Source organism: Yoonia sp. 2307UL14-13, assembly GCF_037572755.1.
Classification (GTDB): domain Bacteria; phylum Pseudomonadota; class Alphaproteobacteria; order Rhodobacterales; family Rhodobacteraceae; genus Yoonia.
The window spans coordinates 178,643-194,159 of the sequence record NZ_JBBIFZ010000002.1 but is presented as its reverse complement, the minus strand read 5'-3'; the positions used below and the strand labels follow the sequence as shown (position 1 = coordinate 194,159).

16 protein-coding genes are annotated in these 15,517 nt (G+C 62.1%); 3 read left to right on the top strand and 13 right to left on the bottom strand.

Going from position 1 to position 15,517, the window contains the following annotated elements; translation table 11 throughout:
- Positions 1 to 71: 71 nt before the first annotated feature.
- From V8J85_RS08400 to V8J85_RS08390, 3 genes are read right to left on the bottom strand one after another with little or no spacing between them, the layout of a single operon-like run.
- Positions 72 to 1,262: a CaiB/BaiF CoA transferase family protein gene (locus V8J85_RS08400; protein WP_339953276.1), complete on the bottom strand. Its 1,191-nt coding sequence runs from the start codon at positions 1,260 to 1,262 to the stop codon at positions 72 to 74.
- Entirely contained in the window at positions 1,246 to 2,859 is a 1,614-nt protein-coding gene (locus V8J85_RS08395; protein ID WP_339953275.1) for a thiamine pyrophosphate-binding protein, read from the bottom strand. Before V8J85_RS08395 ends, V8J85_RS08400 begins: the two co-directional genes overlap by 17 nt.
- Before the next feature lie 21 nt (positions 2,860 to 2,880).
- Positions 2,881 to 3,345 (bottom strand): DUF302 domain-containing protein, encoded by a 465-nt coding sequence (locus V8J85_RS08390; RefSeq protein WP_339953274.1) that lies wholly within the window; start codon positions 3,343 to 3,345, stop codon positions 2,881 to 2,883.
- 176 nt (positions 3,346 to 3,521) lie between these two features.
- On the opposite strand from V8J85_RS08390, the gene V8J85_RS08385 reads away from it, so the two are divergent.
- The 3 genes from V8J85_RS08385 to V8J85_RS08375 all read left to right on the top strand — a co-directional run bounded on the left by V8J85_RS08385 (position 3,522) and on the right by V8J85_RS08375 (position 6,147).
- The gene (locus V8J85_RS08385) at positions 3,522 to 4,733 is read left to right on the top strand and encodes a GTP-binding protein (RefSeq protein WP_339953273.1); all 1,212 of its coding nucleotides are present in this window, start codon (positions 3,522 to 3,524) and stop codon (positions 4,731 to 4,733) included.
- Positions 4,730 to 5,383: a DUF1826 domain-containing protein gene (locus V8J85_RS08380; RefSeq protein ID WP_339953272.1), complete on the top strand. Its 654-nt coding sequence runs from the start codon at positions 4,730 to 4,732 to the stop codon at positions 5,381 to 5,383. Before V8J85_RS08385 ends, V8J85_RS08380 begins: the two co-directional genes overlap by 4 nt.
- Positions 5,384 to 5,466: 83 nt before the next feature.
- Positions 5,467 to 6,147, top strand: a complete 681-nt coding sequence (locus V8J85_RS08375; RefSeq protein ID WP_339953271.1) for a cupin domain-containing protein — start codon at positions 5,467 to 5,469, stop codon at positions 6,145 to 6,147.
- Between the two features lie 6 nt (positions 6,148 to 6,153).
- On the opposite strand, the gene V8J85_RS08370 is transcribed toward V8J85_RS08375, so the two are convergent.
- From V8J85_RS08370 to V8J85_RS08325, 10 genes are all read right to left on the bottom strand, one after another.
- Positions 6,154 to 6,570 carry a VOC family protein gene (locus tag V8J85_RS08370; RefSeq protein ID WP_339953270.1) on the bottom strand — a complete coding sequence of 139 codons (417 nt, stop codon included), beginning with the start codon at positions 6,568 to 6,570 and terminating at the stop codon, positions 6,154 to 6,156.
- Between the two features lie 88 nt (positions 6,571 to 6,658).
- Positions 6,659 to 9,022 carry a type II secretion system secretin GspD gene (gene gspD, locus V8J85_RS08365; RefSeq protein ID WP_339953269.1) on the bottom strand — a complete coding sequence of 788 codons (2,364 nt, stop codon included), beginning with the start codon at positions 9,020 to 9,022 and terminating at the stop codon, positions 6,659 to 6,661.
- Positions 9,023 to 9,106: 84 nt separating this feature from the next.
- The gene (locus tag V8J85_RS08360; protein ID WP_339953268.1) at positions 9,107 to 9,736 is read right to left on the bottom strand and encodes a prepilin peptidase; all 630 of its coding nucleotides are present in this window, start codon (positions 9,734 to 9,736) and stop codon (positions 9,107 to 9,109) included.
- Positions 9,737 to 9,744: 8 nt separating this feature from the next.
- On the bottom strand, positions 9,745 to 10,542 hold the full coding sequence (locus V8J85_RS08355; RefSeq protein WP_339953267.1) for a hypothetical protein: 798 nt from the start codon (positions 10,540 to 10,542) through the stop codon (positions 9,745 to 9,747).
- Between the two features lie 26 nt (positions 10,543 to 10,568).
- On the bottom strand, positions 10,569 to 11,225 hold the full coding sequence (locus V8J85_RS08350) for a hypothetical protein (RefSeq protein WP_339953266.1): 657 nt from the start codon (positions 11,223 to 11,225) through the stop codon (positions 10,569 to 10,571).
- Positions 11,222 to 11,611, bottom strand: a complete 390-nt coding sequence (locus tag V8J85_RS08345) for a prepilin-type N-terminal cleavage/methylation domain-containing protein (protein WP_339953265.1) — start codon at positions 11,609 to 11,611, stop codon at positions 11,222 to 11,224. Before V8J85_RS08345 ends, V8J85_RS08350 begins: the two co-directional genes overlap by 4 nt.
- Positions 11,608 to 12,027 carry a pilus assembly FimT family protein gene (locus V8J85_RS08340; protein WP_339953264.1) on the bottom strand — a complete coding sequence of 140 codons (420 nt, stop codon included), beginning with the start codon at positions 12,025 to 12,027 and terminating at the stop codon, positions 11,608 to 11,610. The genes V8J85_RS08345 and V8J85_RS08340 overlap by 4 nt, the downstream gene beginning before the upstream one ends.
- Positions 12,008 to 12,430, bottom strand: a complete 423-nt coding sequence (gene gspG / locus V8J85_RS08335) for a type II secretion system major pseudopilin GspG (protein ID WP_339953263.1) — start codon at positions 12,428 to 12,430, stop codon at positions 12,008 to 12,010. Before gspG ends, V8J85_RS08340 begins: the two co-directional genes overlap by 20 nt.
- Positions 12,414 to 13,649: a type II secretion system F family protein gene (locus V8J85_RS08330; RefSeq protein WP_339953262.1), complete on the bottom strand. Its 1,236-nt coding sequence runs from the start codon at positions 13,647 to 13,649 to the stop codon at positions 12,414 to 12,416. The genes gspG and V8J85_RS08330 overlap by 17 nt, the downstream gene beginning before the upstream one ends.
- 4 nt (positions 13,650 to 13,653) lie before the next feature.
- On the bottom strand, positions 13,654 to 15,366 hold the full coding sequence (locus V8J85_RS08325) for a GspE/PulE family protein (protein WP_339953261.1): 1,713 nt from the start codon (positions 15,364 to 15,366) through the stop codon (positions 13,654 to 13,656).
- Positions 15,367 to 15,517: the final 151 nt, after the last annotated feature.

Here is a 15,517-nt window from a genome sequence, read left to right as displayed (position 1 = left end):
TGAGCACATCACACAGACCCGTGATTGACGTATCTGTCATAAGTATTTCAGATGGCGTAAGTTCCTTATTCTCAAGGCTTTACGTTAAGTCGCGCGAGAATTTCGGCCGTATCCTGCCCAAGCTGCGGCGGCGAGCGGCGATAAGTGACCGGCGTCGCCGAAAATTTGAGCGGGTTGCCGATCAAACGGACGCTGCCATCATGGGCCGCTTGGCTTTGCATTTCGACCATCATGTCCCGCGCGGCGACCTGATCCGAGGCGAAAACCTGATCCAAGGTCTGCACGGGGCCTACGGGAACGCCTGATTCTTCGAGGCCCTTGATCATCGCATCCGTCGTCAGCGCCGCGATCACGGGTGTCAGTATGTCGATCAATGCGTCGCGATTGTTCAGCCGGGCGCTGTTGTTGGCAAAGCTGTCGTCCTCGGGCAGGGCGTCCAGGCTGAGGAACGTGCAGAAACGCCGGAACTGGCTGTCATTCCCGACGGCGACGATCACATGACCGTCGCTGGTTGCGAAGACCTGATAAGGCGCGATGTTTGGGTGTCCGTTACCACGCCGGATCGGTCGCTTGCCGGTGGTCAGATACCCCGTGCCCTCGTTGATCAGCCACGCCACCTGACTATCGACCAGCGACAGGTCGATCTGCTGGCCGTCACCCGTCTGGTCCCGATGCCGCAATGCTGCGAGGATACCCACGGTCGCATACATCCCGCACATCACATCCGCGATGCCCACGCCGACCTTCATCGGCTCACCCTCCGGTTCCCCGGTCAGCGACATGATCCCGCCATAGCCCTGCGCCATCAGGTCATAGCCGGGTTTGTGCGCGTTTGGCCCGGTCTGGCCATAGCCCGAGATCGAGCAATAGATCAGCGCTGGATCAATGTCGCAAAGCGTCTCGGCGTCCAGCCCGTATTTCTTCAGCCCACCTGGTTTGAAGTTCTCGATGACGATATCCGATTGCGCAGCCAGCGCCTTGATAATCCGCTGTCCTTCGTCGGTCGCGATATCGACGGTGACCGAGAATTTGTTGCGGTTCGCGCACATGAAATAGGAGGACAGAGACGGGTCGCCGTTTGGATCGGTCACAAACGGAGGCCCCCATGTGCGGGTATCGTCACCCCCTTTCGGGTTCTCGATCTTGATGACCTCAGCCCCCAGATCACCGAGCAGTTGGGTGCATGTCGGCCCGGCAAGGATGCGGGACAGGTCGAGGACGCGGATGCCGTTCAGAGGTCCCACATTAAATCCGCCCGTCATAGGCTTTGCGGTCGATCTCAACCGCAATGAGGGTGAAACGGTCGGCGTTTAGGGCATCTTTCAAGGCGGTTTCCAGCCCTGCGCGGTCATTCACAGTCACCCCATGGCCACCAAAGGCGCGCCCGATAGCGGCATAATCATGCGGTGCGAAGTCGACGCCTTTGTTGTCCATCTGGCGCTGGCGTTGTTTGAGTTCGATCAGGGCGAGAGACGAGTCCACGAACACGACGAAGATCGTATTCTGCCCAAGTTCCGCTGCCGTCGCTAGTTCGCCTGCGACCATCAGCAGTCCTGCGTCGCCAGAAAAGCTGACAACAGGTCGGTCGGGAGCGCCGATCTTTGCGCCCATGGCAAGCGGGACGGCGCAACCCATAGTGCAAAGGCCCGAAGATTGCAGCAGTGTCTTGGGGGCAGGGCAGGTCCACATCTGCGACAGCAGGATGCGGTGTGCGCCGCTGTCGACCGTTGCGATCGTCTCAGGCGGTAGAACCGCGCGGCAGGTGGCGATGGCTGCCCCCGGTCCCCAGTCTTCGTCCGTTGGGAAGGCGGTGGCCAAAGCCTCTTTGGTTTTGGCGATTTGACCGTCGATCCATGTCTGTCGCGGGGCGACGCCGTCGGACAACGCCGCCAAAGCGGCGCCGGTATCTGCAATGAAGCTGAGGGTCGCGTGATGCATGTAGTGATGGTTTGGTGCAGCGTGGATGTCGATGACGTTGGTCAGATGTGGGTCCCACGGGTCGCGCCAGCCGGTGCGCATCTCGATCGGATCATAGCCAATGGATAGGATCAGGTCTGCCTCGGCGAGGAGAGGGATCAGTTGCTTGTCCGCTAGGGGCGACAGCCCGGCCCCGCCAAGTGCCAGAGCGTGATCTTCTGGGATCACGCCCTTGGCCTTGTAGGTGGTCACGACCGGCACGCTGTAGGTTTCGGCGAAATTGCGCAGCGCATCGGTCGCATTGTCTTTCAACACATCCAGTCCAGCCACAATCAGTGGACGCTCCGCCGCAGCGAGCCAGCCGCGTGCGGTCTCGAGGTCCGGGCCAGCAGGGGCAACCGCGCTCGGCGCCACACGCCGTACCTCTTTTGCCACCACCGGCGCGTCAGCGACCGAAATCGGGACGTCGATATGCACCGGCCCGGCCCGGCCTTCGGTTGCGATGGCGACAGCCTTATCCGCGATCACATTCGCTGCGTCTTTGTCCAAGGTGAACGTCGCTTTCGTGATCGGCGCAAAGACCCCGCGGTGATCAAGCACCTGATGGGTATAGGTCTCGGCCTCTGCCGCATCCACGCAGCCCGTCAGAACGATCAACGGCACGCGGTCCTGTTCGGCGTTGGCGATCACGTTTACGCCGTTCATCGCACCCGGTCCGACGGTCGCCACCAAAATCCCCGGCGCGCCGTCCATATGATGCACCCCTTCGGCCATGAACCCCGCGGCATTCTCATGCTTGATCAGCACGAAGGTGATCCCGGCCTTTTCCAACGCATCAATCAGCGTCAGTACTTCGCCGCCGGGCATGCCAAACGCATAGCGGCAGCCTTCGGCATACAAACGGCGGGCCAGAATGTCGGCGGCGCGCAGAGTCTCTTGCATCGTTTATCCTTCAGAAATGGGTCAGCGGGTCGCTGCGGTCGCGATAGCGCTGAAAACCGTGTCCAATTCGCCCGCAGCTACCATCAGGTCATCGGCCGCGTCCAGCGCATAGGGCTGAAAGACAAAACCGGGGGTTTTGTAGGACAGGGTGGTGCCGACTTCATCCTCGGTCAGGTAGAACCGGATCGGCGCTTCGATCATCGCGGAGACCGAAGCCTCGAGAATGCGCACGGCGTAGATGTTGTTGAACACGCCGACGACGCGGTTGTTCGGGATTTCAATACCCCGGTTGCGTGCCGCACCTGTTGGACCAGCCTGTGTGACAACGGCAAATGCGTTGTCCTTCACCGCCGCTTTAAGGTCATCAAGCAGTTGCGCAAAGGGTTTATCCGTGTGGATCACGACCCAACCTTCGCGAGGTGCGACAGATTGCGCCACGGCCTGACCGACCCACAAGACCAACAACAAACACCAAAGATATCGCATCGCGTTCCACCACGTCGGTTTTCGCCACAGCCATAATCCAAAAACATATTGCAGGGCATCACATCGGCGTGTCGGGACGTCCAAATTCCGCCTGCCAACACCCTTGCGGAGAGTTATGTTATAACATAACACTCAAGGCTAAGATAACGCGCATCGCTGTCAGAAAAGGAACCTCCATGACTGATCACCGCCTCCCCGTGACCGTTCTGTCCGGCTTTCTTGGTGCCGGGAAGACGACACTGCTGAACCGTGTCCTGAACAATCGCGATGGCAGACGAGTCGCGGTGATCGTCAATGACATGTCAGAGGTGAATATCGATGCCGACCTCGTGCGCGCCGATACAGAACTCAGCCGGACGGATGAAACACTGGTCGAGATGTCGAACGGCTGCATCTGCTGCACCCTGCGCGATGATTTATTGGATGAGGTGCGCAGGCTCGCCGCCGCGGGGCGGTTCGATTATCTGCTGGTCGAGTCTACGGGTATCTCGGAACCGCTCCCCGTCGCCGCGACCTTCGATTTCCGGGACGAATATGGCGACAGCCTGTCCGACGTCGCTCGGCTGGATACGATGGTCACGGTCGTCGATGCGGTGAACCTGCTGAACGATTTCTCGTCGCACGATTTCCTCAGCCACCGCGGTGAAACGATGGGGGAGGAAGACGAGCGTACCCTCGTCCACCTGCTGACCGATCAGATCGAATTCGCCGATGTTGTGATCCTGAACAAGGTCACCGATGCAGGCCCCGAGCGCGTCGATGCCGCGCGCAAGATCATCCGCAGCCTGAATGCGGATGCCGAGATCATTGAGACCGACCAATCCGATGTTGCGGCCGATGCCATCCTGAACACCGGCCTGTTCGATTTCCAGAAGGCGCACGAACACCCGATGTGGGCGAAAGAGCTGTACGGATTCGCCGACCATACGCCCGAGACCGAGGAATACGGCGTCACATCCTATGTCTATCGGGCGCGACAGCCCTTTATCCCCGAGCGTATTCTCGAGGTATTGGACGGCGACATGCCCGGCGTCATCCGTGCCAAGGGACATTTCTGGATCGCGACGCGACCCGATTGGGTAGCAGAATTTTCGCTTGCCGGGTCGCTGTCCAGCGTCAAACCGCTGGGCACATGGTGGGCCGCCGTCCTGCAAGAACGCTGGCCCGATCACGAAAGCGCCCGCGCCTATATGGAGGCGAACTGGCAAGAACCATGGGGTGACCGGCGGCAGGAAATTGTGTTCATCGGGGCCGGGATCGACTGGCCCTCGCTGAAGGCGCGGCTGGATACTTGTCTCGTTCCTGCGGTCGTGACGACGGACGTCGCCACACTCCCCGACTATCCCGACCCGTTCCCGAACTGGCGGCGGGCGGAGCAGGCGGCGTGAGCACTATTACCAAAACCCTCACCGATGCCGCGATCGGGGTCGGTATCGCCGATGACCCCGCCGCGCTGTCTGTGTTCAAGAAACCCGGTTGTGCCGCCGCGATCTGGCGCCGGCAGATGCCGCATGATGTTCAGGACTGGCTGGCGCATCTGGACCCCGATCATCTGCCCAGCGGGCGGATCATCCTGCGGCCCGACGCGGTGCCGCAGGCCGTCACGCATCTTTGCGACATGGCCGAAATGCCGGAATGTGCGGAGCGGGATTGGCTGCAGGCGGACATCGCGCGCATGGCTGACCTGTTCGCTGATCTGATGTCGGTGGCTTATCTGCGCGTCCGGTTTGGTGTTGTCACGACCAATGCATGCCGCAAGTTCCATATGGACGCGGTGACCGCCCGCTTGGTCTGCACCTATCGCGGGTCTGGCACGCAATACGGCATCTCGACCGATGGCCATGACCCCCGGCGCGTGTTTCAGGTCGCCACCGGCGCGCCGATCCTTTTGCGCGGATCGCTTTGGCCCGAAAACCCGCCGTCAGGCCTGCTGCACCGGTCGCCGCCGATCGAAGGCACAGGTGAAACGCGGCTTGTCCTCGTGTTAGACCCCATCTTCGACCCCGGCGAAGAGGATGCGTATCTGCATGTCGGGTAACAACACGGAAACCTGATCCCCCATCGTATTGACGAATGACCGCTGCAATTCCAAAGCTGGTTTGCAGCGGAAAGGGTCATGCCATGAACATCAACGCGGATTTCAGCAAGCGGGTGGTCGTACATTCAACGGAATTGGAATGGCAGTCCTCGCCCATGGCAGGCGTGGACAGGCGCATGCTCGACCGGATCGGGGATGAAGTCGCCCGCGCGACGTCAATCGTGCGCTATGCGCCCGGCAGCCACTTTTCCGCCCATATCCATGGCGGCGGGGAAGAATTCATCGTGCTGGACGGTGTATTTCAGGACGAACACGGCGATTACCCCGCCGGGTCGTATATCCGCAATCCGCCGACATCCTCCCACACACCGGGGTCTGACGGCGGCTGCACGATATTCGTCAAACTCTGGCAATTCGACCCCGATGACCGGACACAGGTCAAGATCGACATGAACAAGATGGAGGCGCTGCCCATCGCCGACCGCCCCGACGTCACCGCGCTGCCGCTGTTCCAAGACGCACGGGAAACGGTGCGGGTCGAGACATGGGAACGAGGCGCGCAGGTGGCGATGGACCTGCCCGATGGCGGAGAGTTTCTGGTGCTGGACGGTGGCTTTATCGAAGGGACTGACGGGCTGGGCGCGGGCTCTTGGCTGCGTCTGCCTGTGGGATCACAGCTGGCGGCACAAGCCGGATCCGATGGCGCGAAAGTCTGGATGAAACTGCGGCACTTGCGTCATGCGACGGCTGACGCACCGGTCTAACCACCTTCAATCATCGCGGCCCGGCTCACTCGGATCGCTTGAGAACAAGGCGATCTTGTTGCCCTGCGGATCACGCAAATAGCCGACGTAGAAACGCGGGCCATAAGCCGCGCGAAACCCCGGTGGGCCCTCATCCGTTCCGCCCGCCGCCAGCGCAGCGGCATGCAGATCACGCACCTGCGCCTGATTGCGCGCCTTGAACGCGACCATCGCGCCGTTCCCGGCCGAGGCTGGACGCCCGTCGAATGTCGGTTTGACGTAGAATTCCGGGGAAACCGGCGACTGTCCGTCCGGCACCGGCAAGGCGTAGCTCAGCCCTTCAGGCCCTTCTTCCAGGCCATAGCCCAACGGCGGCAGCAGCACCTGATAGAATCGCTTTGCTGCGACAATGTCATCGGCCCCGACAGTCACATAAGAAATCATATCGTGCCCTTTCGTGGCATCATATCGCAGCCGACAAAAAAGGGGACCCGCAGGCCCCCTTGGGTGAGTGGCAGTTCTGGCGGTGGTCTTAACCGCCCGCGTTTGTCGTGTAGCAATCCGATCGGACCTGCACGCAAATCTGCGTCGCGCGGGTTTCCGGCACCGGGCCAACGGCCACGCTGACCAGTGATCCATTCGCCGTGAAACGCGGTGTCAGACCGGCCAATGCCGTGGCCCCGCCTTGCGCAACATTCGCCCAATGCCGCCGCGCGGCCTCTTCGCTGCTGAACGCGCCGAGATAGGCGAAATGGGTTCCGCCGCCGGTGACTTGCGGTGCCGGTGTCGCAGCCGCCTGCACAGCGGCTTGGATATCTGATTGTGGCGCGGGCGTTGCCGCCCGCGATGAAATTTCGGCAGAGTTTTCTGTCCGCAGCGATGGCACGCGCATGGCATTGCCAAGCGATGCGTCGTCAAGACGGATATTCTCCATCCGGTTGCGTAGGCTGCGGGTGATCCGGCGGGTATCGACGGCGTTGTTGACGATACGTGGCGTGATCAGGACCAAAAGCTCGGTCTGATCCCGCTGCCGCGACTGCCGCCCGAACAGGCCACCTAGGATCGGCTGGCGGGCGAGACCCGGCAGACCTGCGCTGGAACTCGTGCTGCGATCCTCGAACAGACCGCCCAAGGCGATCGTCTCACCACTATCCACCGCGACAGAACTGGAAATCGTGCGCTGCGAAATGATCGGGTTGCCGGTCGAGGCGTCGGTTTCGCCGATCGTGCTGACCTCTTGCTGAATGCTCAGCACGACCGAGCCTGACGAATTGATGCGCGGCGTCACCTCGAAGATCACGCCGGTATCTCGGAATTCGACCGTCGATACAAATACGTCCGGGTTCGCGTTGGCGTCCTGTGCCGTCTGGATCGACACGGGCACCTGATCGCCGACAACCAGTCGTGCGGATTCGTTGTTCAAGATCATCAGGTTGGGCGAAGACACCACGTTCACGCTGGTCACATCATCCAGCGCGTCGATGATGACCGAGGGGTTCGGCACGTCGAAGACGGCGTTGAACCCCGGGACTTCGGCCGAAATCCCGGTGGTGGCGTTCGACCGGGTCAGACCGTAGCGGTCACCGCCATCTTCAAAGAAGTACTGCACGCCATACCGCAATTCATCATTCAGCGACACTTCGACGATGGTCGCCTCGACCAAGACCTGACGTGGTGGCACATCCAGACGATGCAGCAAGCCCAGCACCCGCTGATATTCGTCGTTGGTCGCGTGGATCAACAAGGTGTTTGTCGCCTCACTCGCCACGATCCGGGTGGCATTGATGTCCTGATCGAAACCGCCGCTATTGAAGCTGGCCTCGACGACTTCGGCGTCGGCGGCAGGGCCTGTTTCGACCTCGATCCCGAGGATTTGCGACAAGGTTGGCGCGATATCGGCGGCGCGGGCATATTTCATATCGTAGGAATAGACCTGCGCGTCGTTGGCCCCTTCCTGCGTCAGGCGACGAATCCATGTGGACACATTCTGCAAGGCGCTGGGTGTCTTGGCGACCGCAAGGATCGAGTTGTTTTCGGGGATGACCTCGAACACGACGATCGGCTGGAAATTCTCGTCCGTCTCGACCAGCAACTCCATCCCGTTGACGATGGATTGCGCCGAACGGCCCCGGATCGGGAAGACACCGACCGAACGGTTGGCGAGCCAATCGACATCGAAACTGTTGATCGTATCCTGCCACGCGCGCTGATCGGCAGACGTCCCCGCCAGCACGATGATGTTCCGTTGCGCGTCGATGCCAACGATGTTCGCCCCCGCAAACGGCTGCAGGATCGTCGCCATTTCCTGCGCCCCGATATGGCGCAGCGGGATCACGCGCAGGGAATAGCCCAGCGGCACGTCGCGGCCGACGGAGGCGCCGATGCTCAGATCGCCCGACAAGGGCACGATGGCGAATGTGTCGCCACGGCGGACCAAGGCGGCGTTGTTCTGTTTAAGCGCCAGTTCGAACACCTCGATCGCCGTCGTGCGGCTGATCGGCTGGCTTGATCGGATGTTGACGGTGCCTTCAACCCGTGGGTCGAGCACGTAATTCTCGCGCAGCAACTCGCCGAGGATTGCGGCGGCAGCCTCGGCGATCGTCACATCGACAAGGTTCAGCGACACGGTTCGTTCACCCGACGAATTCACGAAATCGCTGTCGCGGAACAGTGGCTGACGGCCGGGATAGATCGTCCCTTCGCCCGCCTGCACCAGCTGCCCGCTGGTCACACGCCCATCGCGGCTTTGCGCGGTTTGTCCGTCGCCACCGCCGAGGATGGTGCTGGCGCGCCAGCGTTCCAAGGCCGTCGGGGCGTTTTCATCTCTGGCGATAAGGTCGTCACACCCTGTCAAAAGCACAGCCGCAGCTGCGCCAAGCACAAACTTTTTCATCATCTGCCTCAATATACGCGCCCGGATGTACCCCCGGATCGCCCTGCTTTTTTTCGCATCGTTAGCATAAGTTTGGCCCGTAAGGGTCTAGAAAGGAAAGAAAAGAACATATGCCACGCACATGTGTGCCCCATATGCAACGCCGTATCTTTTGCGCCGGTCGGCGCGTTGCAGGGCCGTGAAGGCCAGCGCCGTCAGCGCCGCGAGGCACAGAATAAGGGTGATCCTGTCAGGCCCCGCCAGGATGCCAAGGGCGGCGGCGAGCCAGATATCACCGGTGCCAAGCGCCATGACCCCACGCAGTTTCAGGAACATGAATTGCAAGGCCCAAAGCAGGCCGCCCCCCAATACGCCACCTATCAGCGCCATCGGCAGTGCCCCCTCTGTCAAGGCCTGCAAAAGCCCCAGCCCAAGCAATGGAAGGGTCCATTCGAGAGGCAGCCAACGCCACGCGAGATCCATCAATGCAAGGAATGACAAAAGTGCAAAAGTTGCGGTCACCACGGCCGCGGTCACATCCATGACGACCAGCGCCAGCAAGACGGCAAGAACCGCGCCAGCGGCGACTCCCCAAGTCACGGGATGTTGCCAGCGGCGCATCCGCGGCACATCTCCAAGGCGCCGAAGCACGGTACGGATCATCAGGCGCAAGGGTCCGACGAAAACGGCGTAGCCGATGGCCAGCAAAGCGGTCGCTCCCAAAATCATATCGCTCATGATCCCGCTCACCGCACCTGCCGGACCGACAGGATTTCGTATTGCATCAGCCCACCGCGAAAGGCGACGCCCCGTTGCGCGACTTGCGCCTGCAGGACCGCACGCGCACCTGTCGCCAAGATCGCCTCGGCCTCGATCGTGTAGACCGGCCCGGCGCGTTCCGACAGCCACAGCGCGGCGCTGCCAAGCCGGGGCAGGGGCTGGCCATCGGCGCGACGGGCCATGATTTCTTCCACGTCGCTCGGCCCGAGCCCTGGGATCGCCTGCAGCACTACCCGTGGCGCGGTGCGCGGATTGACCTGCGCGGTAAAGTTCAGCGTGGTCAGATAACGCCCCGCGATATTCGCCGTGCGTGCACTGAACCCCGCCCGCGTCAGTGCGGCATAGACCGATCCAATAGACCCGTCCGGCTCCGCCGCGAAATCGGCGATCGCGTCGGCGACGGTCACAGCGTCGAACGCATCCACGCCCTCAGCCTCGGCAATCAGAACCAAGGCCGGGGCGATCAACTGACGTGGCGCGTTCAGGATGTCGATCTTGCCCGTTTCATCCTGCAGACGATAGATTACAGTGCCTTCGGCCATGTTCAGCGTGACGGGCGTGCCATCCAGCGGACTGCGCGCCTGATCTGGGTTGATCCGTCCCAGATCGGCCAGCGCGACGTTCAACCCACTGCGGGCGAGCGCTACCGCACGGGCGGCCCCAACCTCGGCGCGAACACCCAGCGCCTCTTGCCGAGCGGTCGCCAGAAAGGCGGCAACGGCCAGCAGAAGGGCAAGGCTGATCCACAACACGGTAATCAGCATGTAGCCCTTGGCGCGATGGCGGCGTCTTATCGCAAGGCGCATCGGCGTTCCTCCAGCCCGCCGGGGCCAAGTGCGCCAAGGCACGAGGCGCTGATCGTCGGGAAAACCGGTGCGGTCAGCATACGCCTGTCGCCCACCTCGATCCCGATGGCGGTGGGCACCCCGTCATCGCCACTGCCTGTCTCGTACCGCCATGATAGTCCAACGACATCGCCCTCACGTGGCAACAGGTACAATAGCCGGATCGGATCAAAGGCGCGCAGCACCGCGGTTTCCTGCGGCTCATCCGCCGTTACCCGCGCATCGGGCTGGCCGAAATGGCGCGCGGCGATCAGGGCATAGATGCCGTCTGCCACCGCCTCGACCCGTAATTCGCCGACGAAAGGCACGCTGCGGCCTGTGCCCTCGGGCATGACGACCATCCGCGCGGTCGTGGCGGTCCCGATGATGCGGCTTTCGGTGTTCAGACGGCCTGATGCTGTGATACCGCCCGCCCAATCGGCCAAGGCCCGGCGCGCTGCCAGCCAGTCGGCGGCGGATGTCTGGGCCGCTGCCGCACGGCTTTCCGACGCGATTCGCAACCCAAAGACGGCGCTGGTCAGCAGGGCCAAGGTCAAGGCGGCGATGGCGAGGGCCACCAATGCCTCTGCCAGTACGAACCCTTCCTGATGCCGCCGCCTCATAACGGGGTCTGCGCATAGCGAATGGCGCGCAGCACGACGGGATCGGCGGACCCATCAGTTACGCTGACCGACACGAACAGCAACTCGCCGTCGTAGACAGGTCCCAACTGCATATCAGCGGGCGGCGTGTTGCCGATCACCAGATCCCATGACAGATCATCGTGCGTGCCCGTGTCGACCGTGCCTGCGCGCAAAGGAATATCGATGCCGACCTGATCCATGATCGTCGTGGCCAGCAGCACTTTTTCCGCCTGTTGATCCGCGCGGCTGTTGAGCAGGCTGCCCGTCGACAGTGCGCTATAGAACCCGTTGATCACCAACGCCGCGATGGCCAGCGCCACCAGCGTCTCGATCAGGGTGAACCCGCGGTTGAATGCCGTCCTCACTCGACCACCACGCGGCCGGTCAGCCAATCAAGTGTGACCTGCGCCGATTGGGTGCCCTTGGTCAGGGACATGACCAAGCCATCCGAACCGCCTGCAGGGGCAAGAACCAGTTGTGCGGCCTCGGGCGCAATGTCGATGTCGTCGGAGAACGGAAAGACGTGTCCACCCGCCTGCAGTACCCCCTCATCACCGGAAAGGATGATCTCGATCGGGCGGCCACCCTCCAGCGCGCGCAGACGGGTCTGCTGCAGGAACAGCCCTAACTCCGCCGCTTCGTTACGCACCTGCGCGCGGTCGGTATTGCCGAATGTCAGCACGCCAATGGTCCCGACGACCATGACGATGGCAACGGCGACCAGAACCTCGACCGTGGCGACCCCGCGCGCGGCGCGGCGTTTATCCGGTGATATCCGCATTGCGGCCCGTCCCGCCGGGTTGCCCATCGGCCCCCAGCGACATGATCTGCACCTGATCGCCCTCTAGCGTGTAGATGAACGGGTTGCCCCAACCATCGACCGGCAGCTTGCCGTCGCGGACATAAGGACCGTTCCACCCCGGGATCGCGCCATTGTCCGCGACCAGCACGTTCAGTCCCTCAGCCTCGTTCGGCACCCGCCCCGTCTCGATGGCGAAGATATCGACCGCCGCGCGCAACTGGCTGATCTGCGCCTCGGTGGTATTCACCCGCGACCCTTGCAGCTGCCGCATCGCCGCGGGGCCCACAAGACCAACCAACAGGCCGACGATCGCGACGGCCACCAGCATTTCGATCAACGAAAAGCCGCTGGTCGCCCGCGTCCGCCTAGAACGAAATCGCATTGACCGAGACGATAGCCGAGAAAAGCGCATAAAGGCTGACCCCTACAAGTAGACCCACGATGACGATCAAGGCGGGTTGGAAAAGCGCAAGAAAACGTTCCAGTTCACGGTCCGCCGTCTCGCGCATTTCTGCGGCGGCCCGTCCGATCATGCCCGGCAGATCGCCGGTTTCTTCGCCGATGCGGATCATCTCGACCGCCGCCGACGGCATGATATTGGCGGCGCGCAAGGACGATGACAATGGCTGACCGGTCTCGACCTCGGATGACACTTGATCCACCGCCGCGCGCACCCGTCCACCGGGCGCGGTGTTGGTGACGACGCGCAACGCCTCGCTCAGCGTGACCTCGCGGCGCAGCATGGCGGCAAGGATATAAAGGACGATCATCACCTGATTTCGCACGATCACCCCGCTGATCACGGGCAAACGCGCGCTGAAGGTTTGCAGGATCGGCACGGCACGGCCCCGCCGGTGTAAGATCCACAAGGCAAAGCCGCCAATCAGCATCCCGCCAACCAGGATCGGCCAGATCGCCGTCAACGTGGCCGAGATCGCGAATATCGCGCGGCCCAACACCGGGATCGCGTCCATCCGATCTTCGACCAAGGGCCGGAATTGCGGAATGATCGCGATCATGATCAACCCGACCGAGATGATGGCGACCACGAGCAACAGCGATGGATAAAGCAGCCCCGTCATGATCCGCCGCGTCAGCATCAACCGTTGTTCGAGGATACCTGCCGCTGTCGCCAGCGCGTCCGCCATATCGCCCGAAATCTCTGCCCCGCGCACCAGTGCCTGTGTGGCAGCGTCATCGAGGCCCAGATGCTGTTGCAGCCCATCGGCAAACCCGCCGCCTTCGCGCATATGCACCCGCAACGCACCCGCGCGGCCCGCAATCGCGCCATCATCGCCATCGGCCATGATCGCCAGCGCCCGGTCGAGGCTGATCTGGCTACCCGTCAGTTTAGCCAAGCGCGATACGAAAGCCGCCCGTTGCCGCGCGGACATTTGGCCCGACACGCGGCGGGGCTTTTCCTTGGCCACCGATGCCGGACGAGCCGCCCGAATTTCGATCGGATACAGCCCCTCGGCCCTTAACCTTTTGGCCGCATCCGTATCATCGCGCGCGGTGATACGGCCCTTCTTGCGCCCGCCAGCGGCATCGCGGGCGGCGTAATCAAAGGGGATCAGGTCGGATCGTGCCGCCTCGGGCATCAGGTCACACCCAGAATTCGCCCGCGCCAAAGACGCGTACCAATTCGTTCAGCGTTGTCTGTCCGCGAGTGAACAGGCCCAGCCCCTCCAGCCCCATGGTCCGATAGCGTGGGCGCTGGCCTGATGCGGCGGCCAGGGCCTCACCCTCACTCATCATTTCGAACAGGGCCATCCGGCCCGAATAGCCGGTATTGTTGCAATGGCTGCAGCCCTTGGCCACATGCGGGGCCCACGTGTCGGGGTGACCCAGCGACGGGTCCGCTTTCAAAAATGTCTCGGCCAGCGATGCATAGCTGGGATTGACCGTCAGATCGACGGGCTCTGCGCAATGGTCGCACAAGGTGCGGACCAACCGCTGCGCGCCGACAAGGCGCAGCACCGACTTCAGCAGATAATCCGGCACGCCCATATCGCCCAAACGCAATACGGCCTCCGCCGCGCGGTTGGTGTGCAAGGTCGACAGGACAAGGTGCCCGGTCAAAGCAGCACGCACCGCCAGTTCCGCCGTTTCGGCATCCCTGATCTCACCCACCATCAGCACGTCGGGGTCATGGCGAAGGACTGACCGGAGGGCGCTGGCAAAGGTCCAGCCAAGTTCAGGCTTGATATCGATCTGGATCAGGCCGGGCGTCTGGATTTCGACTGGGTTTTCGATCGTGATGATCTTGCGGCCCGTCTCGTTCAATTCAGCCAAGGCAGCGTGCAATGTCGTGGTCTTACCACTGCCCGTCGGGCCAGTGACAAGGATCAGACCATTCGGCTGATCCAGCGCCGTCTCCAACCGCTCCCGCGCGGCATTCGGCATCGCCAGCAGGTCAAGGCGGGCGCGCTGCTGCGAATTGTCCAACAGGCGCAGCACCAGCGTCTCTCCGTGCACCGTGGGCGCACTGGCCACACGCACATCGATCGACCGGCCCGAGGCCTTTTGCCGGATGCGCCCGTCCTGCGGCAGGCGGCGTTCGCTGATATCCATCCCGGCTAATATCTTCAGGCGGGACACGACACCTTCGTACAGGTGACGCTCGACCGCCGCGGTCTCGACCAAAATCCCGTCGATCCGCAACCGCACGCGCGGACCTTTTTCAAGCGCCTCGATATGAATATCGGTCGCGTTCCGCTCAACAGCTTTGGAGAACAGACCATCCAGATACTTCACCGTCGGCGCGTTGTTGGCCAGTTCGGTCAGACGATCCGTGTCGATCTCACCATCGGCCAACGCTATGACGTCATCAAGCGCGTCGCCCTCTTCGTTTGTTTCCTCGCCCAACGCCTCGCTGCGGTCCAACGCGGCCTCGATATCGCGGTCGGTGGCCACGGTGAAATCGATTCGCGCGCCGAAGATCATGCGCAGGGCCTGACGGACCTGCTGGGCCATCGGATTGGCGATCGCAATGCGCGGCACGTCATCCTCGGTCAGCGATAGCAGCGCGACGCTATTGCGCTTCATATATTCCATCGACAACCGGTCATCGCGCGGCAGACGCTCTGGAAAGTCGTCCAAGGCAATCAACGGAAGGTTGTTGGCCTCGGCTACTGTCTCGGCCCAGCGGCTTTGCGAAATAATGCCAAGGCGGTCCAAAACGACACGCACAGGTTGACCAGTGGATGCACTGACCTGCCGCGCCTTGATCACGTCATTGGATGCAAGGGTGCCGTCCTGCAGAAAGCGGGCAGGGATTTCGATGTCGTCCACATGGACTGTCAGTACACGCGCCATTGGTCCCTATCCTCAGCTACCCACCCCAGATAGACCTGCATCTGATAGACCCATGCCTGCCATTTCGCAATAAATCATGGCAAATCGGGCAGAAAAGTGGCGGACTGTTCTTCAAAGCGCGGCAATTCCGGGACTTCTTAAGTGATTGTTC

What these genes read in the sequence shown, in the direction of transcription:
- V8J85_RS08395 (WP_339953275.1), bottom strand. Translation starts at nt 2,859, where the DNA reads ATGCAAGAGACTCTGCGCGCCGCCGACATTCTGGCCCGCCGTTTGTAT.
- gspG (WP_339953263.1), bottom strand. Translation starts at nt 12,430, where the DNA reads ATGCGATTTCGTTCTAGGCGGACGCGGGCGACCAGCGGCTTTTCGTTG.
- V8J85_RS08350 (WP_339953266.1), bottom strand. Translation starts at nt 11,225, where the DNA reads ATGAGGCGGCGGCATCAGGAAGGGTTCGTACTGGCAGAGGCATTGGTG.
- V8J85_RS08400 (WP_339953276.1), bottom strand. Translation starts at nt 1,262, where the DNA reads ATGACGGGCGGATTTAATGTGGGACCTCTGAACGGCATCCGCGTCCTC.
- V8J85_RS08325 (WP_339953261.1), bottom strand. Translation starts at nt 15,366, where the DNA reads ATGGCGCGTGTACTGACAGTCCATGTGGACGACATCGAAATCCCTGCC.
- V8J85_RS08375 (WP_339953271.1), top strand. Translation starts at nt 5,467, where the DNA reads ATGAACATCAACGCGGATTTCAGCAAGCGGGTGGTCGTACATTCAACG.
- V8J85_RS08370 (WP_339953270.1), bottom strand. Translation starts at nt 6,570, where the DNA reads ATGATTTCTTATGTGACTGTCGGGGCCGATGACATTGTCGCAGCAAAG.
- gspD (WP_339953269.1), bottom strand. Translation starts at nt 9,022, where the DNA reads ATGATGAAAAAGTTTGTGCTTGGCGCAGCTGCGGCTGTGCTTTTGACA.
- V8J85_RS08385 (WP_339953273.1), top strand. Translation starts at nt 3,522, where the DNA reads ATGACTGATCACCGCCTCCCCGTGACCGTTCTGTCCGGCTTTCTTGGT.
- V8J85_RS08330 (WP_339953262.1), bottom strand. Translation starts at nt 13,649, where the DNA reads ATGCCCGAGGCGGCACGATCCGACCTGATCCCCTTTGATTACGCCGCC.
- V8J85_RS08340 (WP_339953264.1), bottom strand. Translation starts at nt 12,027, where the DNA reads ATGCGGATATCACCGGATAAACGCCGCGCCGCGCGCGGGGTCGCCACG.
- V8J85_RS08360 (WP_339953268.1), bottom strand. Translation starts at nt 9,736, where the DNA reads ATGAGCGATATGATTTTGGGAGCGACCGCTTTGCTGGCCATCGGCTAC.
- V8J85_RS08390 (WP_339953274.1), bottom strand. Translation starts at nt 3,345, where the DNA reads ATGCGATATCTTTGGTGTTTGTTGTTGGTCTTGTGGGTCGGTCAGGCC.
- V8J85_RS08355 (WP_339953267.1), bottom strand. Translation starts at nt 10,542, where the DNA reads ATGCTGATTACCGTGTTGTGGATCAGCCTTGCCCTTCTGCTGGCCGTT.